Source organism: Actinoallomurus sp. CA-150999 (assembly GCF_050942425.1).
Classification (GTDB): domain Bacteria; phylum Actinomycetota; class Actinomycetes; order Streptosporangiales; family Streptosporangiaceae; genus Actinoallomurus.
Window position 1 is genome coordinate 4,342,714 of record NZ_CP192063.1, and the last position, 21,890, is coordinate 4,364,603.

Genomic DNA, 21,890 nt, shown 5'->3' on the forward strand with positions numbered 1-21,890 from the left:
TCACGGACGCCAGTGCGGGTCGTATCCGCTGGTCAGTTCGGGCTTGTTGTGGCGCCACTTGGGTTCGGTGTTCACCGTCTGGTTGGTGAAGCCGCGCAGTCGGCGGATGAACATGCCGTACGGCTTGTTGAGCGCCGAGGACAGCGATCCGCCCGGGGGCTCGTCCATGAACGGCATGAACTTGTCGGGGAAGCCGGGCATCGTGCAGCCGATGCAGATGCCGCCGACGTTGGGACAGCCGCCGATGCCGCCCATCCAGCCGCGCTTGGGCACGTCGCAGTTGACGACCGGTCCCCAGCAGCCGACCTTCACCTGGCACTTGGGAGAGTTGTAGTCCTTGGCGAAGTCGGCCTGCTCGTAGTAGCCGGCCCGGTCGCAGCCCTCGTGGACGGTCTTGCCGAACAGCCACTGCGGGCGCAGCATCTTGTCCAGCGGGGGCGGGGGAGCGCTGCCCGCGGCGTGGTACAGCACCCAGGTCAGCGTCTCCATGAAGTTGTCGGGCTGGATCGGGCATCCGGGCACGTTGACGATCGGCAGCCCGCCGGTCGACGTGAAATCCCAGCCGAGGTAGTCGGCGAGGCCCATGCATCCCGTCGGGTTGCCGGCCATCGCGTGGATGCCGCCGTACGTCGCGCAGGTACCGGCCGCGACCACCGCCCAGGCCTTCGGGGCGAGGCGGTCGATCCACCAGTTCAGGGTGAGCGGCTCGCCGGTCTGCGGGTCGTTGCCGAAGGACGTCCAGTAGCCGTCGCCCTCGATGATGTTCTGGTTGGGCACGGACCCCTCGATGACGAGGATGAACGGCTCCAGCTCGCCGGCGGCCGCCGCGCGGAACGGCGCCAGGAACTGCTCGCCGCCCTGGGCCGGTGACAGGACCTTGTTGTGCAGCGTGACCCGGGGCAGTCCGGGAATGAGGCCGAGGGCGATGTCCTCGATCGGCGGTTGCGACGCGGCGGTCATCGCCACCGTGTCGCCGTCGCAACTCATCCCCTCGGAGATCCACAGGATGTCGATGTGCTCGAAGCCCGTCTGGGCCTGGCGGGTCGTGGGCTTCTCGTCGATGCTCATGTCCGGGGTCCCCCTTCTTGCCGGTCACGAAGTCGGTCGTAGATCGCGGCGCCTGGAGCCGCCGGTGCGGACGGCTGGTCCGGCGCGTGGGGATGAGTCCCGTCCATCAGGGCCCCGGCCGGCTCGAAGGCGATCGACTCCAGCACGACCTCCTCGGCGTCCACCGCGTCGACGTCGACGCCGCCGCACCGCGGGCACGCGGCGAGGACGCGGGCATCGGTTGCGTCGTTGTGAGCGCCGCAGCCACGGCAGTGGACCGACGGCGGACGGACGACGAGCTCGACGCTCGCCCCTTCCGCCACCGTCCCGGCCGCGGCCAGCTGGAAACCCTGGTCGATGACGTCCGGATCGACCGGGTGACCGGCCACGGACACCCGTACGCCGGTCACCCGCCGCCCCCGGGCGCGGCGCACGGCCGCGTCGACGATCGCGTCGCACAGTCCCATCTCATGCATCGGCCGGTCGCCTCTCCGCCCTTCCGGGCTTCGCCGCTTCTTCGCATGCCAGCTCCGTCACGAGCGAGACCGCGTCGTCCACCACGGCGCGCACCGGCTCGGACAGTCCCATCCGCTCCTCGATGACGGCCGGCCGGCAGCCCACGACGAGCACGCGGTCGATGGCGCCGCCGATGGCGTGGAGCAACCCGAGGACGGCCTCCGGATCCATGCCGTGCCCGTCGAGAGCCGGGGGAGGCGACGGCTCCGGCGCGGAGACCGCGGCGGTCGGCGGACCAGTGGAGACCGCGCCCGTCGGCGAGTCTGAGGAGGCCGGGCCGGTCGGTGGGTCTGCGGAGGCCGGGCCCGTCGGCGGGTCGACCTCGAGGACGGCCAGGGTCCCGGGCGGGCCGTCGAGGGGAACGGCGTCGACCATGATCAACGTGTCGTGGCGGCCGTCGAGCAGTTCGTATACCAGGTGGACGCCCCGGATCCCGTAGTCGGCCACCTCCACCGTCGAGGGAAGCGCCGACGCGTCGATCCGGCCGACGACCTCGACGCCGAACCCGTCATCGCCGAGGAAGACGTTGCCGATGCCCGCCACGAGCACCCGGCGGCCGGGCGCGCTCATTCGGGGCCCCTGGCGTCGGCGAGCGGCTCGATCTCGGCGGGGGAGAAGTAACGGAACCGCCCGTACCATCGGTCGAGCTCGGCCCCGGGGTCGTCCTCCAGGGTGACGGCCAGCTGACGGGAGCCGTCCACGTCGAGGAGCACGGCCTCCACCCTGGCGGTCCGGCCCGCCAGGAACATGTCCTGTGGGTCGGAGCCCCGTCGCTGCGGCAGCAGGCGCACCCGGCTGCCCTTGGTGACACGCCGCCCGGCCACGACGACGACGTCGGCGTCGGGGGGCAGGTCGGCCGCGTCGGGCGGGGTCCAGCGCGACGGAGGCGACGCGTCCTCGCTTACGCCTTTGCCGGCGTCCTCGCCGGCCGTCGCAGGGGCCGGGCCGAGGGAACGGACGGCTCCGTGCAGGCGGGACATCACCTCCGGCGGCATCCCGTCGACCCGGTCGATGATGGCGGCGGCGCGGGGATCGGTCGCGCGGGCCTCGCGTTTCTCGGCGTCGGTGAGCGTCAGCGTGCGCAGCGAGAGGATCTCGTCGATCTCGGTGCCGTCGTGCAGGTCCCCGGGGCTCTCCGGAGCGATCGCCGGGTGGTCGTAGAGGAGGATCGGTGACGACAGCAGGAGGTCCCGCTCGCCGGGCGGCCCGGCGAGCACGGGGAAGGTCCGTACGTTCGAACAGGCACGGGCCTCCGCCTCGGCCCAGCCCGGCGGGTCGAGCAGCGAGACGAACGACGCCTCGCGCGCGGCCGCCATGGTGTGCGCGGCGATCAGCGATCGCCGCAGCGCCTCGCCCCGGGGAGCGTCCGGCGGGGTCGTACGGTCGGCGTTCTCGACGCGCACGCGCAGCCGGACGAGCCGGGGTGCCGTGGGGCAGCGGGCCGCGGAGACCGTCACCGACGCGTCCACCGGCCACGACCGCGACACCGTCCGTCCCACCGGGCGGCCGGCGTCATCCGTGAGCGCCTCGACGTCCTGGCCACCGGGAGCTGAAAGGGCGAACCGCCGTTCGCCGTTCAGCGCATCGCCGATGACGATCCGCGCATCGAAGTCCCGGGGGATCGCCTCGTCGAAGGCGAGCTCGAGCCGGGAGCCGATCCGAAGGCGGTCGACCGCGCGATGGCCGCCCTCCGGGCTTCGTTCTTCCACCGACCTGCTCCGGAGCTGCAGGAACCGGACACGACACCAGACGGCGGACTCATCGCTCGCCTCGAGCAGGCACTCGGTCTGCTGCCACCATCCTTCGGCGGACCCGGCCACCCCCTCGTCGTCCACCCCCCGCGCCTCGGTCCAGGCCCGTGGGGTCAGCACGCCGAACTGCCAGCGAATCCGGTTCTTCGCCGACGAGCGCCGATAGGGGTACAGCAGATAGCCCTCGTAGAGGATCGCGTCGGCGACCGCGAGAACGCGATCGAAGGCGGCGCCGGCGGTGACCGGCTCAGCTGTCATGATCGCTGCTCCCTTCTCCGACGGCGCGGACGCCGACCATCGACCGGCGAAGGTCCGGCAGGCGGTCCCTCACACCGCGGAAAAGCGGCGTTAACCGGTATAAGGCACGAGCGCCACGCACGGTAAGTGATCCCTCCCTCTATGTGGTCTCGTCAGGTAGTCGCCGGGGGCGCGCGCATGTCCGCGCCCTGCGAGGCGGGAAGGAAACGAGGAGTCGTGCGTGGATGCGACGGCGATCATGTGGGTACTCCCGGTGATGCGGGATCACTTTCCGTATCGATCGCGTCGATCCGCAGGGGGAGGGACATGGCAACGGCCGACCGGGACCTGAGGTCGACGGCCCGCGCCGCGCACGCCGACCGTGTCGCGACCCGGCCCGCCGGCGAACCTCGGAACTTCCTGCAGTGCTGCCTGCTCCTGCTCCTGCGGGAGCGGCCCGCGCACGGCTACGAGCTGCTCGAACGGCTCAAACCCTTCGGCATCGCGGAGGGAGACCCGGGGCACCTCTACCGCAGGCTCCGCTCCCTCGAACGCGAGGGGATGCTGTGCTCGAAGTGGGAGGCCTCGGAGGCGGGCCCGCGACGGCGCACCTACTACCTCACCGAGCGCGGCGAAGCGCTCTTGGGCACCTGGGCCGGCGTCCTGGCCGAGACCCGCGCGCTTCTCGACTACTACCTGGTCCGTCACGCGTCGGTCTCCGCGCCGGCCGGACCCGGAGGACAGGGGCGATGACGATCTCGGAGGATTCGGTCACCGCGGCGTTCGGCCGCCGTACGGAACCGGCGGAGGCCCTCGCGGCGGAAGCGGAGCGCGTCGCCCGGGTCTGCCACGCCATGGCCGTACGGTTCCACCGGGGCGGCAAGATGATCGTCTTCGGCAACGGGGCACAGGCCACCGACGCGGCGCATATCGCGGTGGAGTTCGTCCATCCCGTCATCGTCGGCAAACGCGCGTTGCCGGCGCTGTCCCTCGCCGCCGACCCGAACGCCCTCACCGGCGTCACGCGCAGGGCGGGATTCGAGGAGACCTACGCGGCCGGCGTCCGCCTGATGGGGGCGCCCGCCGACATCGCCGTCGGGCTGTCGGCGGACGGACGGTGCGAGAACGTCCGGCGGGGCCTGGCGGCCGCCCATGAGATGGGCCTGCTCACGGTCGCGCTCGTCGGCGGCGACGGCGGGCCGATCGCAGGCGCCCCGCCGATCGACCACACGCTCGTGATCCGCGCGGACGATCCGCGCATCGTCAAGGAGATCAACGTCACCGCGTACCACGTCCTCTGGGAGCTCGTGCACGTCTTCCTCGAGCAACCGGGGGTCCTCGAACCGGAGCCGGGCCGATGAGCGGGCGCCCGCCGGACCCCGCCCCGGCCCGCCACGCCGAAAGTAGTGGCTTGGGAGTAGGGATGAGCAGCGCCGCGTCCGACGACCTGCGGTCGCTCTATCCGGCGCTGTACGACGTCGGTGCGGACTTCGACACGGTGCTCGCGGAGGTGACCCGGTCCACGGTCGAGAAGGCGCACGAGATCGTCGCGCTGCGAGCGGAGATGTGCCGGCGGAACGCCGCTCGGATCGCGGCGTGCGCGAGGGCGCTCGCCCGGTCATTCGGGCAGGGCGGACGGCTGTTCGCGTTCGGCAACGGGGGGAGCAGCACCGACGGGCACGCGATCGTCGAGCTGTTCACCAACCCGGGGCCCGGAGCCTGTCCGCTGCCGGCGCTGGCGCTCACGAGCGACGTCGCGGTGCTCACCGCGCTCGGCAATGACGTCGCCTTCGAAGTGATCTTCGCGAGACAACTGGCGGCCCTGGGCCGGACCGGTGACATCGCGGTCGGGCTGTCGACGAGCGGCGGATCGGCCGACATCGTCCACGCGCTGGAGGAGGCGCGACGGCTCGGCATGGTGACCGTGGGCTTCGCCGGGTACGACGGCGGCCGGATGGCCGAGTGCGGTGCGGTCGACCACCTGTTGGTCGTGCCCTCCTCCTCGGTGCACCGGATCCAGGAGGCTCAGACGACCACGTACCAGGTCCTGTGGGAACTCATCCAGCAGGAGCTGAACGGTTAGCAGATGCGCGGAAGCGGGTCGCCGACGAGGAGGTCGACGATTCGCGTTCCGCCGAACGCCGTGTTGAGCAGCACCAGACCCGCGGGATCCGCGGCGACCCTCCCGATCAGCGCCGCGTCGACGCCCAGAGGATGCGCGCGCAGGGCGGCGAGCGCGGCGTCGGCGTCGGCGCCGTCCACGACCGCGACCATGCGGCCCTCACAGGCGACATAGAGGGGGTCGATGCCGAGCAGTTCGCCGGCGCCGGCGACCTCCGGGCGGATCGGCACGGCCGTCTCGTCGACGACGATCGCGACCTCGGACGCGGCGGCCACCTCGTTCAGGACCGTCGCGACACCGCCGCGCGTCGCGTCCCGGAGCACCCGGGTGCCGGGCGCCGCCTCCAGGAGTGCCGCGCACAGCTCGTGCAGGGGCGCCGTGTCGGACGTCAGATCCGCGTCGATGTCGAGTTCGCCGCGCGCGAGCATCACGGTGACGCCGTGATCGCCGATCGGCCCCGACACCAGCACCGCGTCACCGGGGCGCGCGCTGCCCGCGGACAGGTTCAGGTCATGGCCGAGCACGCCGATGCCGGCCGTCGTGACGTAACAGCCGTCGGCCTTCCCACGCTGCACGACCTTCGTGTCGCCGGTGACGATCCGCACGCCGGCGCAGGCGGCGGCCCGGGCCATCGAACCGGTGACGCGCCGCAGCTCGTCGACGGGAAAGCCCTCTTCGAGAACGAACCCCGCGGACAGGAACAGCGGCCGCGCGCCGCACACGGCCAGGTCATTGACCGTGCCGTTCACCGCGAGATCGCCGATGTCGCCCCCGGGAAAGAACAGCGGGGAGACCACGAAGGAGTCGGTGGTGAAGACCAGCCGCGCGCCGTCCACGGTGACGGTCGCGCCGTCCTCCATCGCCTCGAGCAGCGGATTGCGGAACGCCTCCAGGAACACCGCGTCGATCAGTGTGCGCGTCGCCTTGCCGCCCGCGCCGTGCGCGAGCGTGATGCGCTCTTCTCTGAGCCGGGGCCTGCGGCGCCGTACCTGCTCGATGCGGTCCAGAACCCGCCGCTCCCGATCCGGTTCACCCGCCGTAGGCGGTGCGGCGAGGATGTGCTCCGCCGCGGCCTCACGGACGGCCCGCTCCGCCCAGACGGCGTGCTCCCGTGCCTCGCTCACGTTCCAGTCGCCTCCTGTGCCGTGCTCACGTGCCGCTCGCCTCCCGGGTGCGCTCCCGGCTGAACCGGCCGAAGTTGTAGTACGCCGCGCAGGCGCCCTCGGCGGAGACCATGCACGTGCCGATGGGCGTCTCCGGCGTGCACGCGGTCCCGAAGACCTTGCACTCCCAGGGCTTCAGCACGCCCTTGAGGACCTCTCCGCACTGGCACGCCTTCGGATCGGCGACCCGGACGCCCGGCAGTTCGAAGACCCGCTCGGCGTCGAAGCGCGCGTACGCGTCCCTCATCCGGAGCGCGGAATGCGAGATGAACCCCAGGCCGCGCCACTCGAAGTACGGACGGGGCTCCATCACCTCGCCGATGACGCGAAGCGCCGTACGGTTGCCCTCCCACGGCACGACTCGCGCGTACTGGTTCTCCACCTCGGTGCGGCCCTCGGCGAGCTGGCGCAGCAGCATGTGCACCGATGCCAGGACGTCCAGCGGTTCGAACCCGGCGCAGACGAGCGGTCTCCCATAGTCGCGGGCGATGAACTCGTACGGCCCGCAGCCGATCACCGTGGAGACGTGACCGGGTCCCAGGAATCCGTCGAGGCGCAGATCGGGGGAGTCGAGGATCGCCTTGATCGCCGGAATGATCATCACGTGGTTGCAGAACACCGAGAAGTTGTCGACGCCGTCCGCCGCGGCGCGCAGCACGGTCATCGCGGTGGACGGCGCCGTCGTCTCGAACCCGATCCCCATGAACACCACGCGCCGATCCGGGTTGGCGCGCGCGATCTTCAGGGCGTCCAGCGGCGAGTACACCATCCGGATGTCCGCCCCTGCGGCCTTGGCGTCGAAGAACGACCCCCGGCCGCCGGGGACGCGCATCATGTCACCGAACGAGGTCATGATCACATCCGGCTGCCCGGCGATCGCGATCGCGTCGTCGACCCGGCCCATCGGAATGACGCAGACCGGACAGCCCGGCCCGTGGACGAGTTCGATCGCCTCGGGCAGGTGGTCCTCGATGCCGTGCTTGTAGATCGTGTGCGTGTGCCCGCCGCACACTTCCATGAACCGGTACCGCCGCCCGGGTTCGCACAGCGCGGCGATCCGCGAGGCCAGCACCCGCGCCTTCCCCGCGTCCCGGTACTCATCGACGAAGCGCATCCCGGCCCCTCCTACAGGTTCGACTCCCGAAGCGCGGTGACCTCGTCGTCGTACGCCTGGCCCATGTCCTCGAGGAAGTCCAGGACGGCCTGAGCCTCCGACTCGGAGATCTTGGACAGGGCGAAGCCGACGTGCACGAGGACCCAGTCGCCCTGCTGCAGGCTCTGCCCCGCGAGCAGCCCGATGTTGACCCGGCGCCGGACCCCGCTCACGTCGACGGTCGCCAGGTCCGGAGGGTCGTCACAGAACCCGACCAGTTCTCCAGGGATCCCCAGGCACATCCGCGTACTCCTCAGGGCTTGATCGCTGAGGGGTACCTACCCCTGGTCTTCCGGGAATCGCCATGGGCGCCGTCATCTCCCGGAAAAGGACGGCCGCGGTGAAGGCGGGCGACGAAGAAGGCCCGCCGCCGGTCAGCCCGCCGCCGGCGGAGCTCCGAGGTCGTCGTCCGGCTCGCGGTCGCGCAGGTAGCGAGTGTGGTCGCGCATCCGCCGCGTGTCGGCGTCGTAGACGTTCTCGGCGGTCTTCGTCACGGACGCCGTGATCAGGTCGAGCTGGGTGATGAGCTCCTCGCCCGCCGTTCCGTGGCCGATCCGGCGGGCGGCGTACCAGCGGGGCAGGTTGAGGTAGGTCTCGAAGCTGGTCGGGAGGTCGGTCCGGATCGCGCGGGACACCTCGTACAGCAGGTCGGGTGAACCGTTCAGCACGTCGGATCGGAGCAGGACGTCGCGGAGCATGGACGCGATGATGTCGAGGCGCTCCAGGGCCTGCGCGGGCACGCGATGGCCGTGGACCCGGGCGACCAGTTCGTCGAGGTCGCCGCGCAGCCGGCCGGTCTCGGCCGCGGTGTCGTCGACGATGAGGTTCACCCTCTGTGGTGGTGCGGCCAGCGCCCCCACGCCGTACAGGCCGGCCACGACGAGCGGCCAGTACGGCCCCGCGAGGCCCGCGAAGTACAGGCCCAGCCCGGCCAGGCCGGCCGCCGAGCCGACGAGGTTCTTGGTCGACCCGAGGTAGCGGACGACCCGGTCACTGATAGCCACGGATCTCCTTGAACACCACGGACAGCGACTGTGTCCGGGCGTCGAACGTCCTGCCCTGCGTGAGCTGCGCGAGCGTGGTCATCTGACCGATCGCCGACTCCCCGAACAGGACCGTGAAGACCGGGATCCGCTTCAGCTGCGGAGGCTGTCCCGCGTACCAGGCGCGGAAGGAGTCGGCGGAGGCGCCCTTGTTGCTCTCACCGTCCGACATCAGCACGATCGACGTGAACCGGTCGGCTTCGCCTCCCGCCGGCCGCACGGCCACCGAGAACGCCTGCTCCAGGCTGTCGTAGATCGCGGTGGCGCCTCCGGCGGTCAGGCTCTGGGCGAACCCGCGGATCCGCGCGAGTTCCGCCTCGGGCCGGCTCGGGGGCAGCACGTACGTCGCAGGGGATCCGGGCCGGGTGCTGAAGGGCAGCAGCGTCACCTCCTCACGGTCGTGGAACCGCTGGAAGCGCCCGGCGAGCGTGGAGTCCGCGCCGGTCAGCGCCGTCAGCGCGGTCTTCAGGGACGCCAGCCGCGCGCCTTCCATGGAGCCGGAGACGTCGAGCACGTAGACCGTGCGAGCCGGCCGGCGGAGCCGGTTGAAAAAGGCGTCGATGAGCGCGTCGACGGCGTCCGCTCGCGCGGGAAAGGGCAGCTCGGGCGGCTGGGCCGCGAACTCGGCGCCGGGCCGTACGTCCGGGTCGGCCGGCCGCCGGTGGGTCTGCGTCATGATCTTGCGCTGGACGTCGGCGCGCCGCAGGTAGCCGGTCAGCCTGCGGAAGGCGTCCCCGGCGCCGCTGGACGCCGAGGACAGCAGCGTGAGCGGGTAGTCCGCGGTGACCACGCCGTCGCTCGGGTAGACGACGGTGAGCGGCTCGGGGAGCCGTCGTGCGGCGTTCAGGCCGAGGAGCACGGACTCGTAGTTGACCAGGCCGTCGACGCGAGACGGGTCGCGCGCGTACGTGTCCGACAGCCAGCCGGAGGATCCCGCGGTGAGCCGCTGGGCGGTGAAGAAGCCCTTCAGCTGAGGTGCGACCCGGTCGATGGTGGGTCCGTCCAGTGCCGCGCCGGTGCCCGACAGCGCGGCGGCGACGCCGACGAGCGCGGAGAACCCGGAGTTCGACGACGCGGGATCGGTCATGCCGTAGGTGAATTTCCCGGCCGACGCGGCGGCCGCGATCGCGGCCCAGCTCGGCCGGGTGCGATCCCAGCCGAGGCGGTGTGCGGTCGAGGCGCGCAGGCCGAGGACCACGGGGGACGACATGATCTTCACGGAGGGGCCGAGCCGGGACTGGCCGTCCGGGCGCAGCGTCAGGTAGCGGTTGGAGGAGAACCAGATCGCGTCGTGCCGCCCGCCCGCCGTGCCACCGAGCACCTGCTGGACGCCGTCGAGGGTGCCGGCGTAGTCGAGCTTGACGCTGACTCCGGTGGCCTTCGTGGCCTCGCGGAGGATCGGCGCCAGGTCGGACAGCTCGCTGCCGGCGAGGATCCGCAGTGTGCCGGGCTTCTTCGCGTCGGCCGGGGCACCGCCGGTGCAGCCCGCGGCGACCGCCAGGATCCCGGCGGCGGCGAGTCGCGCGAAGACGTGCCGCGCCCGCGGGCGGGCTCGGGTCATGATTCGAGCTCGTTCCGCTGGTGGGCGCGGGTCAGGTACTCGGACGCCCGGTTCAGCTCCGCGCCGAGCGCGTCGACCGTGGACTGCATGTTGGTGACGGCCTGCACCTTGAACGAGTCGATCGCGTCGATCGTGCGATAGATCTGCTCGAACGACGTCCGCAGGGTCTGCACGCCGACGGCCGGGTCGGCGGCGATCCGCTGGATCTCGCCGCTCTGCCCGGCGAGCATCTCGGCGTTGGTACGGATGATGTCCTCGGTGGTGGACCGCAGGGCGTTCACCTGCTCGATGACGAGCTTCTGGTTGGACAGCGCGGCCGCGATGGTCACCGCGATCCGCAGCGCGGACACCGTGGTCGACGCGGCCCGGTCCACGCCCCTGACCAGCTCGTCGTTGTTGCGGCGCACGGTGTCCAGCGCGAGGTAGCCCTGGGCACAGACGGCGAGCTGGGTGAGGAGGTCCTGCCGTTTCTGGCGTACGGGGAACAGCACGTCGGCGCGCAGCGCGTTCGCGTTCTCCTCGTCCGCCGTCTCCATGATCTTCTGTTCGACGGCCTCGTCGAGTGCCTGGGCGAGCACCGCGTACTCCTGGAGCTTGCCCATCGTGGCCCACAGCGCGGCGCGTTCGTTCTGGATGGCGGCGTTGTCACGGCGCAGCTCGTCCTGCCCGGACCGCAGCACGGTGACGATCTTGTTGATGTTGACGTTCGCCGACTGATAGCGGGAGACGAAGTCGCGGAGGGACTTGCCGAACGGCAGCTTCGACAGCAGCCGCCGGCCGGTGACCTTGCCGACGTCCTTGGGATCGAGATCCTCGACCGTGCGCCGCAGCTCCACCAGGCCCTTGGCCACCCGTTGCTGCGCGTCCGCCGACTCGCCCTTGGCCCCGGCGAGAGCCGCCACCGAACGGCCGAGCATCCTGTTCGCGGCCTGGGCCGACGACCGGATCTCCCCGTCACCGAGAGCGGCCACCTGGCCGATCTTGGTGACGAACTCCGGGCTGCGCGGATCGAGCGCCGCGAGATCCTCCACGTACGTCCGCGCCCGGCGCGTCAGCTCCTCGCGTTTCGCGTCCTCGAGAGGGATCAGTGTCTCCGCGCGATCCGCCGGGACGGCGGCGACGGGTTCAGGGGGCGTGAGGATGAGATCCTCATCTGCCATTGAGGCTCCTTAGCCGTACGACTTGGCGACACCCGCGAGCAGGTGCTCGAGAGTGTCGTAAGAGGGGATGTCGACCACGTCGATCAGGTCGGGCGCGACCGGGAGCCGGTGGTCGGCGGCGAGCTTGGTGAATCGCGCGGGGTCCGCGGTACGGAATCCGTGCTGGGCCGCGAGCCGCTGCAGCTCGGGGGCGCTGGTCAGCAGCCGGCCGACGCGGTCGCCTTTCGGGTCGAGCGGCACCAGCGTGTGCGTGGACTGCACGGTCGGCGACGGGTACATCAGCACCATGCCTGGCCGCAGCCGCCCCCGTACGCCGGCGTCGACGAACTGGGCCTCGTACGCGCAGACCAGAGGCGTCTTGCCCATTCCGAGGGACAGATAGTCCTCGAAGGGACCCTCGGTCGTGTTCTCGGTGTACCCCTGGTCGAGGAAGAGCCCGGACAGCAAGGGCAGCACCTTCTTCTCCGCCGCCTCCCCGCGTACGACCGCGTTCCCGTTGGCGACGTACGAGGCGATGGCCAGGTACATGGCCGCAGAGTTGGAACTGCGGGGGTCGGTCGTGGAGACCAGGATGTTCTTGCGCACCGGATAGGCGGTGTTGTTCTTCAGCTGGTCCCAGCGCACCTTCCGGGCGACCAGCCGGAGGTACCGCGACATGTCGAAGGTCCACGTGGCGCCGTGCCGGGCGACGCCCTCCCGGGCCAGCAGCTCCGCGATCGGCTGGAACGTCGCGATGACCATCGGGGAGCTGAAGGGGGTGTACTTCGTGGTGATCCCGCGTTGCTGCTGGATCCGGTCGGCCGCGGGCGCGCTGGAAGGGAAGGCGAAGTCGTAACGCTTCAGGTCGATGGAGGTCGCTATCTGCCGCGAGCCGGCCGAGTCGACCTCGACTTTCAGTCCGTTACGGGTGAAGGCCTTCTGTACCTGAGGGTCGTCGAAGAACGCCTGCTTCTCCGAGCCGATGACGCCGCGGATCGTGATCGCCCCGTGCGACGATCCGCGGCCCTCGATGATCGCTATTAGGACGCCGACTGCGAGGACCCCCGCCAGCGCCATGGAAATGAGCCGCCTCATGTCTGACGGCATTGTCGGCCGCGCAATCGACTGCCGGGCCAGCGGCCGATGGCCGCCGGATGGCTGGAACGTTACGGGTCCGGGCGGTGGGGGAGCCGCCCCCGTGGACCGGGGACGGCTCCGCTCGGGTCGACCGCGTCTATACCCAGGGCTGGCTGACGACCCAGCTCACGTCGTCGGCCCAGGACGAGGAGCTGTCGAAGTCGTGCGATCCGCCGTTGGAGGCGACGTAGACGGTGTTGTCATAGTGGCGGATGAACCGGTCCGGGTAGTTGTAGGAGGCGAGCGAGGTGCCCTGACCGCTCTTGCCGGTCTGTGGGCAGAAGGTGGCGTCCGAGGCGAACAGCGAGCTGCCGTCGTTGTGCTGCCGGTACAGCTCGTAGTTCGAATGCCGCAGGTAGTCGCCGGGGTAGTTCCTCGACTCGAACGACACGCACGAGCCGCTGGCCAGGCCGCTGTGCACGATCCAGGTGGCGTCGTTCTTGTCGAGATCGGAGCTGGACGAGTTGATCACCGACGTGATGGCCTTGTCGTCGAAGTGCCGGACGTAGCGGTCGGTGTAGCCGGAGGTCGTCGCGCGCAGCGAGATCGACGAGCCGGGGGTGAGCGATCCGCCCGCGCCGCCGCCGCTCGACGTCGAGTATCCGGCGGCGACGATGCCGGCCTGTACCGAGCTCTCGGTGGCGTCCGACGGATAGCCGGAGGTCATCACGCCCTCGTAGAAGGTCCCGGCGGAGCTCTTGCTGTTGTCGCCGCCGATTCCGAGGATGATGGCGCCTTCCTTGTGCATCGGGTTGTAGCCCGAGACGTTGGGGCGCACGCCGCTGTAGAAGGTCGACACACCACCGGACTGGGCGTTGCCGCCCCGGATGGCCCAATGGTTCGGCTCACCCTTGACGATCGCGGTCAGGTACCGGTGGTTAATGGTCGGATCGCCGGCGTTGTAGTGCTGGTTCACGCCGGAGAACAGGCCGTTCTCCAGATCGGCCATGATCCAGGGGCCGTTGCCCGCGCCGTAGCCCCAGACCTTGATGTTGCCGAAGTAGATGGCCTCCATGTGGCCGTTGCCGGTGTCATTGTTGCTCGTCTCGGCATTGCCGTAGTCGAAGCAGCAGCCGCCGTTGTAGTGCGTGCCGTCGAAGACCGCGTACATCCCCTGTGCCTGGTCTCCGGTCGCGATGCCGGAGGTGTGGTCGTTGCGGTACCCGGTGCCGGGAGCCACGTAGACGCCGTAGGCCTTGTGGCCGCCGATCATGGTGGGTGCGGCGGTCGCGACCGCGAGGTTGTCCGGGCCGCCGGCCGCCCCGCCCCCGGGCGCCTGGGTGAGGTTGTTACCCCGGCCGGACTGGTCGTAGATGACGGTGATGACGCAGGTCGTACCGGAGCAGAACGAATCCTGCGCGGCGGCGTTGGCGTATCCACCGGCGCTGAGCACGCCGATGTTCCGCGTGGTGTTGTCCGATGAGCGGCGCACCTGGTACAGCGACCCGTTGTAGGAGGCGTACAGGGCACGGGTCGTGCTGTGCGCCGCCACGCACGGCGTGCCGCCGGAGGCGTAGATGTCACACGGCAGCGACGCCGCGGCCTGTGACGGCGTGGAGATTCCGGTCTGCAGACCGGCGGCGAGCGCGACCGCCGCGCCCGCCGAGATCAGTGCTTTTCGCGCACGGCGAAGTCGTGACAGAACATTCATGGTGAGCCTCTCATCCGGCTTCAGCCCGGGAGCAGCGGCGGTCTGCTGCGCAATTCTCTTTGTCTCCTCCGGACTTCGCCTTTTGTGCGTGTTCGATATATCGAACAATGTTCGGGAGCGGTCGCATGGACGTTAAGACGCCTGTTGGGGCCTGTCAACGGCCTTTCCTCGATTAATGACAGACCGCTCGATCGCGCTGTCAACGCCGCGTCTGCCGGCCGACGGGCGATGTCCGGGGCGCCTGGTGAAAAGGCGGCAGATGTCCGGCTACTGCGGCCAGGTGTGGTATCGCCGTCTGCCGTAGAGCAAGGGAGCGTGTCCCCTTCGCTGGGTGACGCCGCCGACCCTTCCGAACAGGATGAGGTGGCTTCCTCCGTCCGCGGTGCGGGTGACCCGGCAGTCGGCGATCGCGTGTGCGTGCCCGGTCAGATGCGGTCCCGAGGGCCCGGCCGACCACTGCACCGACGCGAACCGTTCGGGGACGCTCACCCTCGAGCTGAAGAGCTCGGCGACGGACTGCGCGCCGCCGTGCAGGAGATTGACCGCGAACGTTCCTCGCCGCAGGATCGCGTTCAGCGTCGGGCTCTCCGCGCGCAGGCACACCAGCAGCGTGGGCGGCGCCGCCGTGAGGCTGCACAGCGCGGAACAGGTCATGCCCCACGGCCGCCGTTCGTCGTCCAGAGTCGTCACGATCGCAACGCCGCTGGGGAACTCCGACATCAGTGACCGGAACTCGTTCGGCGAGCAGACCTCCGGCATTGAAAGGGATGATTCAGTCACTGCACATGACCCTTCGCGTAAGTGGGCCGACGCCGCCACGTCCTCAGCGCGACCGACGCCGCCGGCACGGCACCGGAACCTTTCGTCATGCCGCCGCCCCGTACGCAGGCCCATCGCCCTGTCCTCCGGGATCCGCCCGGAGGACAGGGCCCGCCCAGAGGGCGGCGCGCCGTTACTTTCCGTGGAGGTGGCGGAGGTACGCGTAGGTCGAGGGCAGAGTGTTCAGGAGCTCGTCCCGTCGGCGTCCGACCTCCGCGAACGCGGCCTCGGCGGACTCGATGGAGTCCGGCCGGTGGCTGAGCAAGGGCATCGAGTGCTCCGGCAGGAAGTCGAGTCCGGCGAACACGCAGTAGTAGTTCGCGTTACTCCAGAAGTTGCGGAATTCGGCCTCGAAGTTGCCGTAGTAGTTGCCCTCGTCGGTGACCGGCAGGTTGACCCCCAGGCCGGACTTGTACAGCGTCACCTTCTCCTTGAAACCGTCCGCCAGCTCCAGCTCCTTGCAGGCGCGCCAGAACGGCGTGTCGTCGCGCGGTGCGAAGCTGAAGTGCGCCTGGATGAAGTCCCGCGTGTCGTCGAACATGTTCTCGATCTCGCGGTTGAACTGGTTCATCAGGACCGGGTCGAAGCGCTTGTCCGGGAAGTGCTTGACCAGCTGGTAGAGCGCCGCGTAGGTGAAGTAGATGCCGGTGGACTCCAGCGGCTCCAGGAAGCAGGAGGACAGGCCGATGCCGACGCAGTTCTTCACCCAGGCCCGCCGGTTGCGGCCGACCCGGAACCTGATGTGGTTGAGCGGCTGCGTCTCCGGGTCGAGGTTCCACATCCGGCAGAACTCCTCGGTCGCCTCGTCCTGCGTGGCGAACCGGCTCGAGTACACGTAACCGGTGCCGAACCGGCCGAGCAGCGGAATCTTCCAGGTCCAGCCGGAGGACATCGCGATTGCCGAGGTGAACGGCTCGATCCCGTCGGTCTCGTCGTCGTGTGGCACCTGGGTCGCGACCGCCCGGTCGTTGAGCAGGTGGTCGCTCATGTCCAGGAACGGTTCCTTCATGACCTGGTTGATCAGGAGGCTCCGGAAACCCGAGCAGTCGATGAACAGATCCGCCTCGAGCCTGAGGCCGGCCTCGGTCGTGATCGCGGTGATGTGCCCGTTCTGATCGATCTCCGCGCCGGTGAACCTGTCTTCAATGTGCACCGCTCCCTGCTTCTTGGTGGCGAACCGGCGCAAGAAGTCGGCGACCAGGTGGGCGTCGAAGTGCCAGGCGTAACTCGCCCACTTCGTGCCGTCCATGTGACGGGGGGACAGCTTCTTGTCGAAGATCGCCGGCTGGACGTAGCAGGCGCGGTCGAACGGCTCGTCGGTGGCGCCCCGCGACTTCTTGTACGTCCAGTAGTGGGACAACGGCAGGTTGTCGTGCTCCGGCAGCAGACCGAAGAGGTGATCGAACCGGTCCAGTCCCGTGCCGTGCGGCCGCGGCTGGGCCTCGCCCGCGCCGCCGGTCCGCCAGTTGACGAACCTGATGCCCAACTTGAAGCTCGCGTTGCACTCGGGCATCCACTCTTCCTCGGACAGGCCGAGGAAGTCGAAGAACACCTTCTGGAGATTGGGAATGGTGGCCTCGCCCACCCCGATCTTCGGAATGGCGGGCGCCTCGAGGACCGTGATATTCACCGATCGCCCGAGCGCCTTTCCCAGGTACGCGGCCGACATCCAGCCAGCTGTACCGCCTCCCAGAACAACGATGTTCTTTATCCGGTCGTCGCTGGTCATGGGTGATCCTCCGATCAGGTGGTTGGTGAATTGCGCACTTCGAGGGATGTAGTCGCCGGGACGCCGTTGCGCCGTGCTCTATCGCCGACTCACCTAAGCCGAACGTCATTCGGCATGATCGTGTTCACTGATTCGCGGGATCAACGCAGTTCAGCGCGCTGCGATCGGCTCAGGAAACACGGTGTGTCATCGAGTCGCTCCGCATTACGAGCTGAAACTCCGAGTGGTGTTGTCAGAAACATTGACAGCGCGTAGCGATCATAGACCGGAGGCTCGCATCCGGATAGATGGTGATCGGCTCTCTTTTCTCATGCGTTCCTGAAGAGGGATGTCCGGCCATGCTGACCTGGTGGTTCGGCGTGCATGCCCGTTCGTTCTGGGTCGGTCGTCTCCGAATGACCACAAGAGTCGACCGCTGAGCGCCTTCTTATGCGAATCGTCCTAAGCGCCCGCCTGGGGGTGCCCGAAATTCGGTTACGCCCAGGCGGCTCGCACTTATTCGTCTGAGGGCGGCCGATCCTGTGATCGCGTACGGCTGGCGGCGGCCGTACGCGATCACCCCCTAGGCGCCGGGAGGTGTGTGGGCGCGTCCCTTCTCGTACACGACGAGCCCCTGGGAGAGGTGGAGCGGGACGAGGATCAGCTCGACGATGAGGGCCTTCCACGCGTAGTAGAGGTTGACCGCCTTCGTCAGGTAGACGAACGGGACGTTCATCAGCACCCGCAGCACGGGCAGCCTCCGCCGCCGCGCCGCATAGATCAGCGGCGGTGCGGTCAGGAGCAGCTCGGAGCCGAGCCACCACGCCAGGGTCGGCGCGACCGGACGGTGCATCCCGAGGGTGAGGAGGAACGGGGCGGCCCACCACAGCGGCGCGGTGAAGACCTCGAACACCGCCAGGACGATCCACAGAGCCAGCATGGGCTTGCGGACCACCAGCCCGCCGAGGTGCAGCCGGACGTTCTGGAAGAAGCCGGCCATCCAGCGCCACACCTGCTTGCGCAGGTAGGTGAGGGTCTCGGGGTCGGCCGCCCACGCGACCGCGTCGCCGACGTAGACGGCCTTCCGGCCCGCGATCTGCTGGGACCAGGTGATGTCCATGTCCTCGACGATGGTGCGCTCGGGGAAGCCGCCGAAGGCCACGAGCATGTCCCGCCGGAACGCCGAGCAGCAGCCGGAGCAGACGACCGGGCTGTTCGCGTGGTTCTGGATCGGCCGGTTCCAGTGGAAGCCGAAGAGGTACTCGATCGACCGGCCGCGCTCCCAGATGGTGCGGGTGAACCGCGTCTGCACGTTCCCCGCCGCGACGACGACGGCCGGATCGTCGAACGCCGGCTTGATCTTCTCGATGTAGTCGGGTGCGAGCACGGTGTCGGCGTCGACCGCGAGCACGAGATCGGTCCGGCAGTGCGGCAGCGCGTGGTTCTGCGCCTTGGCCTTGCTGCCGAGGTTCCGTGCGGGTGTCAGCACGGTCACCCCGTAGGACCGCGCGACCGCGCCGGTGCGGTCGGTCGAGCCGTCGTCGACCACGATGATCTCGTCGGGCGGGACCGTCTGGCCGAGAAGGGACTCCAACGTCGCCGGAAGCCCTTCCTCCTCATTGTGGGCCGGGACGATGACGGTGAGGGAGGGCATCATTTGCGCCTCCTGAACCGCGCGACCGCCGTGACGATCCCGACGACGCCGTAAATGATGGTGCTGAACCCTATGAAGGGTAGACCCCCGTGCATAACAGACCCCTTTCGCGAACGCGGCACCCGGTAGCGGCCGAGGAGCCCGCCATTACGGCGGCGCCGACCACCGGGAACTTCATCATCGCGTTCGCCGAACGGGCACATCCAGGCGTCGCCACGGGTTGTGGATAACTCGATCGAACGATCAATCGCGGCCGATCCGCCGAATGGAACGCCTGTGGTCTGCCGACCGCGGCACGGGATGGGCGGCGTGACGCTCCGGCCACGCCGCCCATCACCGATCAGGAGAGGAAGCTGCCGTAGGGGCCGTTGAGGATGCCGTTCTTCTGTGTCGGGCTGAATGTGCAGTTCGGGTAGTCGTAGAGGGACGCCGACATGCACGTCCCGTCAGTGGACGTGGCGTCGGGCAGGCCGAACGCGTGTCCCAGTTCGTGCACCATTCCGCCGTACCACCGGTTCATCGGGCCGTTGATGCCCGCCGCGCCGTCGGCGTCGTGGCCGCTGAGGATCACCCATCCGTTGCCGCCACCGCCGCCGGCACCGTCACCTTCCGCGCTGATTTCGCCGACGTTGATCCACCGGTTGTCCGGTGCGCCGAGGCCGAACTTGGCGCGCAGTTCGTCTTCCATGTTGCACACCGTCCACCAGTACTTGTCGCCGCAATTCGGCGTGTTCTCGTACCAGCTTCGCTGCTTGTCGCCGTTGACGACCTCGACGACCGGGTTGTTCAACGTGAACGTCTTGCCCAACTGCTGCTTGAAGAAGCGCTGGGCCTCCTGCAGGACCTTGGTGATGCCGTCCGGGTACCGCTGGTCGTACGCCACGTCCGACGGCTTGAGCCAGAAGACCCGTACCGTCTTCGTCGGCGGAGTAGCCGGCGGGGGCGTGGTGGGCGGGGTCGGGGTGGTGGTGACGCCGCCGGTGCAGGTGACGCCGTTGAGGGTGAAGCCGGTCGGCACGTCATTGCTGGTGTTGTTCCACGTGCCGTTGAATCCGAACGAGGTGTCGGCACCCGTCGCCAGGGAGCCGTTCCAGCTCACGTTGGAGGCGGTCACCGCACTGCCGCTCTGCGACACCTGGGCGTTCCACGCCTGGCCGACCGTCTGGCCGGAGCCGAAGGTCCAGCGCAGGGTCCAGCTCGTGAGCGGATCACCGAGGTTCTTGATCGCGACGTTGGCGCTGAAGCCGCCGGCCCACTGCGAGCCGACGGTGTAGGTGACCTGACAGCCGGCCGAGTCGGCGCGTGCCATGACCGTGGTCGCCACGGCGCCGCTGACGAGGCAGGCCGTCAAGATCCAGGCGATAAGGCCCCCACGTAGTGCTCGTTGGTGCATCCCATTCCTCCATCGCGGCTCGACCTGTGCCGTACTGCGGGCGGTCGAATGTGAGCGCTAACAATGGAGCACGGTGAACGAGCCGCCAGGCCATGTCAATGAGCGTCGACGGCGGCAGCCGGGGACGTGCGGAAACGCGGCCCGGAGCCGGAAAGTTTCAAACGCGGGGCCGCTGCGGACCGCCCCGGCGGCCGCTCAGTCCGATTCCTCCGAGCGCCTTGCGGCGAGCAGCAGCTGCACCACTTGGTTCAGCGTCGACTCTGGTGCGTAGCTGCCGGGATCGAGCGTGGAGTGCAGGACGAATCCGTCACCCGCCGCGATGATGAGGGACGCCATCGGCTCCGGATCCACCCACGCGGCGATGTAGCCGCTCTCGCGCAGTTCGCGGATGCTCGTCGCGAGCGCGTCGCGGAGCTCGGCCAGCAGTCCGACGACCTGGGCGCGGACGGTCTCGTCGCGTGACGCGGCCGCCAGGGCCTCGATGTAGGCGGGGAAATGCTCGCGTGCCTGCTCCAGGGCCTCCTGAAGGGCGAGCACCGTACCGAAGAGGCGGCCCAGCGGATCGTCCGCGACGCCGGTCAACGCGGTGCGGGCGGGCTCGATCCAGGTCCGGACGGCGTGGACCAGCGCCTGGGCCACGAGCTCGTCCTTGGAGCCGAAGTGGTACGTGATCGCCTGAAGGTTCACTCCCGCCGCGGAGGCGATCTCGCGGGACGTCGCTCGCGCGACCCCGTGGGTGCGGAGCACGTCGAGGGTCGCGTCGAGCAGGCGGCGACGAGTGGGGTCTGGACGCTCACTCATACGTATGTATGATTTCGATGGTGGCCGCCGGAACCGCGACGACGGAGGGATCGGTCATGAGCCAGATAGATCTTGTGACGGGTGCATACGGATACTCGGGAACCTACCTCAGGCGTCGGCTCGAGATGGCGGGCCACACGGTCCGTACGCTGACGAACCATCCGGCGGCCGACGCCGACATCGACGTGTTCCCCCTCGACTTCGGCGACCCGGAGGCCTTGGCGGAGGCCTTCGACGGCGTCACGACGTTCTACAACACCTACTGGTCCCGATACGCGCCGGCCGGCACCAGTCATCGGGACGCGGTGGCCAACACCGAGACACTGCTCGCGGCCGCCGCCCGGATGGGGGTCGAGCGGGTCGTGCACCTGAGCATCACCAATCCGGATTCGGCCTCCTTCTACACCTACTACCAGGGCAAGGCCGCGGTCGAGGATCTCGTCACGGCCGGCGGCATGTCCTACGCCATCGTCCGGCCGAGCGTGATCTTCGGCGGAGACGACATTCTGATCAACAACATCGCCTGGTTGCTTCGCCGGTTCCCGGTGTTCGCCATTCCCGGGACGGGCCGGTACCGGCTCCGCCCGGTGCACGTCCAGGACCTCGCCGACCTGTGTGTACGTCTGGGGGCGGAGCGGACGAACACCATCACCGACGCGATCGGCCCCGAGTCGTTCGGGTTCGAGGACCTGGTCGGCACGATCGCCCAGGCCATCGGCGTCCCGTTCCGGCCGGTGCATCTCCCGGCGGCCGCCGTGTCCGTCCTCCTGCGCGGCATGTCGATGCTGACCCGGGACGTCGTGCTCACGCGGGACGAGATCGAAGGGCTCATGGCGGAACTCGTCATGGTCGAGGGCGAGGCCACCTGCCCCACGCCGCTGACCGGCTACCTGGATGACAACGCCACCCGGATCGGCCGCCGCTACCAGTCGGAACTCGCCCGCCGTAGGATCCCGGCGGCTCTCGTACGCTGCTGAATCCGATCCGCGCCGACC

21 protein-coding genes are annotated in these 21,890 nt (G+C 69.3%); 4 read left to right on the plus strand and 17 right to left on the minus strand.

The window, feature by feature from the left end:
* From ACQP2O_RS20360 to ACQP2O_RS20375, 4 genes are read right to left on the minus strand one after another with little or no spacing between them, the layout of a single operon-like run.
* A complete protein-coding gene (locus tag ACQP2O_RS20360; protein ID WP_433187306.1) occupies positions 1 to 1,068 on the minus strand; it encodes a hydrogenase expression protein HypE in 1,068 nt (355 codons plus the stop codon).
* Positions 1,065 to 1,523 (minus strand): hydrogenase maturation nickel metallochaperone HypA, encoded by a 459-nt coding sequence (locus ACQP2O_RS20365; RefSeq protein WP_433187308.1) that lies wholly within the window; start codon positions 1,521 to 1,523, stop codon positions 1,065 to 1,067. The genes ACQP2O_RS20360 and ACQP2O_RS20365 overlap by 4 nt, the downstream gene beginning before the upstream one ends.
* Positions 1,516 to 2,133 (minus strand): hydrogenase maturation protease, encoded by a 618-nt coding sequence (locus ACQP2O_RS20370; RefSeq protein ID WP_433187310.1) that lies wholly within the window; start codon positions 2,131 to 2,133, stop codon positions 1,516 to 1,518. Before ACQP2O_RS20370 ends, ACQP2O_RS20365 begins: the two co-directional genes overlap by 8 nt.
* Complete coding sequence (locus ACQP2O_RS20375) at positions 2,130 to 3,572, minus strand: hypothetical protein (protein WP_433187313.1); 1,443 nt, start codon at positions 3,570 to 3,572, stop codon at positions 2,130 to 2,132. Before ACQP2O_RS20375 ends, ACQP2O_RS20370 begins: the two co-directional genes overlap by 4 nt.
* 306 nt (positions 3,573 to 3,878) lie before the next feature.
* On the opposite strand from ACQP2O_RS20375, the gene ACQP2O_RS20380 reads away from it, so the two are divergent.
* From ACQP2O_RS20380 to ACQP2O_RS20390, 3 genes are all read left to right on the plus strand, one after another.
* A complete protein-coding gene (locus ACQP2O_RS20380) occupies positions 3,879 to 4,304 on the plus strand; it encodes a PadR family transcriptional regulator (RefSeq protein WP_433187316.1) in 426 nt (141 codons plus the stop codon).
* On the plus strand, positions 4,301 to 4,912 hold the full coding sequence (locus ACQP2O_RS20385; RefSeq protein WP_433187319.1) for a D-sedoheptulose-7-phosphate isomerase: 612 nt from the start codon (positions 4,301 to 4,303) through the stop codon (positions 4,910 to 4,912). The genes ACQP2O_RS20380 and ACQP2O_RS20385 overlap by 4 nt, the downstream gene beginning before the upstream one ends.
* Before the next feature lie 62 nt (positions 4,913 to 4,974).
* Positions 4,975 to 5,634 carry a D-sedoheptulose-7-phosphate isomerase gene (locus ACQP2O_RS20390; RefSeq protein ID WP_433187322.1) on the plus strand — a complete coding sequence of 220 codons (660 nt, stop codon included), beginning with the start codon at positions 4,975 to 4,977 and terminating at the stop codon, positions 5,632 to 5,634.
* Here ACQP2O_RS20390 and hypE read toward each other — a convergent pair.
* The 13 genes from hypE to ACQP2O_RS20455 form a co-directional block, all read right to left on the minus strand.
* Positions 5,631 to 6,797 carry a hydrogenase expression/formation protein HypE gene (gene hypE, locus ACQP2O_RS20395; protein ID WP_433187324.1) on the minus strand — a complete coding sequence of 389 codons (1,167 nt, stop codon included), beginning with the start codon at positions 6,795 to 6,797 and terminating at the stop codon, positions 5,631 to 5,633. The two genes, ACQP2O_RS20390 and hypE, sit on opposite strands and share 4 nt — an antisense overlap.
* Positions 6,798 to 6,822: 25 nt before the next feature.
* The gene (hypD, locus tag ACQP2O_RS20400; RefSeq protein WP_433187327.1) at positions 6,823 to 7,950 is read right to left on the minus strand and encodes a hydrogenase formation protein HypD; all 1,128 of its coding nucleotides are present in this window, start codon (positions 7,948 to 7,950) and stop codon (positions 6,823 to 6,825) included.
* An 11-nt stretch (positions 7,951 to 7,961) separates the two neighbouring features.
* Positions 7,962 to 8,231: a HypC/HybG/HupF family hydrogenase formation chaperone gene (locus tag ACQP2O_RS20405; RefSeq protein ID WP_433187330.1), complete on the minus strand. Its 270-nt coding sequence runs from the start codon at positions 8,229 to 8,231 to the stop codon at positions 7,962 to 7,964.
* A gap of 132 nt (positions 8,232 to 8,363) precedes the next feature.
* Complete coding sequence (locus tag ACQP2O_RS20410; protein WP_433187333.1) at positions 8,364 to 8,993, minus strand: hypothetical protein; 630 nt, start codon at positions 8,991 to 8,993, stop codon at positions 8,364 to 8,366.
* On the minus strand, positions 8,980 to 10,593 hold the full coding sequence (locus ACQP2O_RS20415) for a VWA domain-containing protein (RefSeq protein WP_433187336.1): 1,614 nt from the start codon (positions 10,591 to 10,593) through the stop codon (positions 8,980 to 8,982). Before ACQP2O_RS20415 ends, ACQP2O_RS20410 begins: the two co-directional genes overlap by 14 nt.
* Positions 10,590 to 11,753 (minus strand): toxic anion resistance protein, encoded by a 1,164-nt coding sequence (locus tag ACQP2O_RS20420; protein WP_433187339.1) that lies wholly within the window; start codon positions 11,751 to 11,753, stop codon positions 10,590 to 10,592. The genes ACQP2O_RS20415 and ACQP2O_RS20420 overlap by 4 nt, the downstream gene beginning before the upstream one ends.
* A gap of 9 nt (positions 11,754 to 11,762) precedes the next feature.
* Positions 11,763 to 12,827, minus strand: a complete 1,065-nt coding sequence (locus ACQP2O_RS20425; protein ID WP_433187342.1) for a hypothetical protein — start codon at positions 12,825 to 12,827, stop codon at positions 11,763 to 11,765.
* 139 nt (positions 12,828 to 12,966) lie between these two features.
* Complete coding sequence (locus ACQP2O_RS20430) at positions 12,967 to 14,520, minus strand: alpha-L-arabinofuranosidase B (protein WP_433187345.1); 1,554 nt, start codon at positions 14,518 to 14,520, stop codon at positions 12,967 to 12,969.
* Positions 14,521 to 14,787: 267 nt separating this feature from the next.
* A complete protein-coding gene (locus ACQP2O_RS20435; protein WP_433187348.1) occupies positions 14,788 to 15,279 on the minus strand; it encodes a flavin reductase family protein in 492 nt (163 codons plus the stop codon).
* Between the two features lie 193 nt (positions 15,280 to 15,472).
* Entirely contained in the window at positions 15,473 to 17,068 is a 1,596-nt protein-coding gene (locus ACQP2O_RS20440) for a tryptophan halogenase family protein (RefSeq protein ID WP_433187351.1), read from the minus strand.
* A gap of 562 nt (positions 17,069 to 17,630) precedes the next feature.
* Entirely contained in the window at positions 17,631 to 18,704 is a 1,074-nt protein-coding gene (locus ACQP2O_RS20445) for a glycosyltransferase family 2 protein (RefSeq protein ID WP_433187354.1), read from the minus strand.
* Between the two features lie 337 nt (positions 18,705 to 19,041).
* A complete protein-coding gene (locus ACQP2O_RS20450; protein ID WP_433187357.1) occupies positions 19,042 to 20,094 on the minus strand; it encodes a cellulose-binding domain-containing protein in 1,053 nt (350 codons plus the stop codon).
* 195 nt (positions 20,095 to 20,289) lie between these two features.
* On the minus strand, positions 20,290 to 20,895 hold the full coding sequence (locus ACQP2O_RS20455) for a TetR/AcrR family transcriptional regulator (RefSeq protein WP_360881141.1): 606 nt from the start codon (positions 20,893 to 20,895) through the stop codon (positions 20,290 to 20,292).
* Positions 20,896 to 20,951: 56 nt separating this feature from the next.
* On the opposite strand from ACQP2O_RS20455, the gene ACQP2O_RS20460 reads away from it, so the two are divergent.
* Positions 20,952 to 21,872 (plus strand): SDR family oxidoreductase, encoded by a 921-nt coding sequence (locus ACQP2O_RS20460; RefSeq protein ID WP_433187360.1) that lies wholly within the window; start codon positions 20,952 to 20,954, stop codon positions 21,870 to 21,872.
* Positions 21,873 to 21,890: the final 18 nt, after the last annotated feature.

Bases quoted from the DNA above. Each gene is read 5' to 3' on its own strand.
- ACQP2O_RS20360 (WP_433187306.1), bottom strand. From the start codon at position 1,068: ATGAGCATCGACGAGAAGCCCACGACCCGCCAGGCCCAGACGGGCTTC.
- ACQP2O_RS20365 (WP_433187308.1), bottom strand. From the start codon at position 1,523: ATGCATGAGATGGGACTGTGCGACGCGATCGTCGACGCGGCCGTGCGC.
- ACQP2O_RS20370 (WP_433187310.1), bottom strand. From the start codon at position 2,133: ATGAGCGCGCCCGGCCGCCGGGTGCTCGTGGCGGGCATCGGCAACGTC.
- ACQP2O_RS20375 (WP_433187313.1), bottom strand. From the start codon at position 3,572: ATGACAGCTGAGCCGGTCACCGCCGGCGCCGCCTTCGATCGCGTTCTC.
- ACQP2O_RS20380 (WP_433187316.1), top strand. From the start codon at position 3,879: ATGGCAACGGCCGACCGGGACCTGAGGTCGACGGCCCGCGCCGCGCAC.
- ACQP2O_RS20385 (WP_433187319.1), top strand. From the start codon at position 4,301: ATGACGATCTCGGAGGATTCGGTCACCGCGGCGTTCGGCCGCCGTACG.
- ACQP2O_RS20390 (WP_433187322.1), top strand. From the start codon at position 4,975: ATGAGCAGCGCCGCGTCCGACGACCTGCGGTCGCTCTATCCGGCGCTG.
- hypD (WP_433187327.1), bottom strand. From the start codon at position 7,950: ATGCGCTTCGTCGATGAGTACCGGGACGCGGGGAAGGCGCGGGTGCTG.
- ACQP2O_RS20405 (WP_433187330.1), bottom strand. From the start codon at position 8,231: ATGTGCCTGGGGATCCCTGGAGAACTGGTCGGGTTCTGTGACGACCCT.
- ACQP2O_RS20415 (WP_433187336.1), bottom strand. From the start codon at position 10,593: ATGACCCGAGCCCGCCCGCGGGCGCGGCACGTCTTCGCGCGACTCGCC.
- ACQP2O_RS20420 (WP_433187339.1), bottom strand. From the start codon at position 11,753: ATGGCAGATGAGGATCTCATCCTCACGCCCCCTGAACCCGTCGCCGCC.
- ACQP2O_RS20425 (WP_433187342.1), bottom strand. From the start codon at position 12,827: ATGAGGCGGCTCATTTCCATGGCGCTGGCGGGGGTCCTCGCAGTCGGC.
- ACQP2O_RS20430 (WP_433187345.1), bottom strand. From the start codon at position 14,520: ATGAATGTTCTGTCACGACTTCGCCGTGCGCGAAAAGCACTGATCTCG.
- ACQP2O_RS20435 (WP_433187348.1), bottom strand. From the start codon at position 15,279: ATGCCGGAGGTCTGCTCGCCGAACGAGTTCCGGTCACTGATGTCGGAG.
- ACQP2O_RS20440 (WP_433187351.1), bottom strand. From the start codon at position 17,068: ATGACCAGCGACGACCGGATAAAGAACATCGTTGTTCTGGGAGGCGGT.
- ACQP2O_RS20445 (WP_433187354.1), bottom strand. From the start codon at position 18,704: ATGATGCCCTCCCTCACCGTCATCGTCCCGGCCCACAATGAGGAGGAA.
- ACQP2O_RS20450 (WP_433187357.1), bottom strand. From the start codon at position 20,094: ATGCACCAACGAGCACTACGTGGGGGCCTTATCGCCTGGATCTTGACG.
- ACQP2O_RS20455 (WP_360881141.1), bottom strand. From the start codon at position 20,895: ATGAGTGAGCGTCCAGACCCCACTCGTCGCCGCCTGCTCGACGCGACC.
- ACQP2O_RS20460 (WP_433187360.1), top strand. From the start codon at position 20,952: ATGAGCCAGATAGATCTTGTGACGGGTGCATACGGATACTCGGGAACC.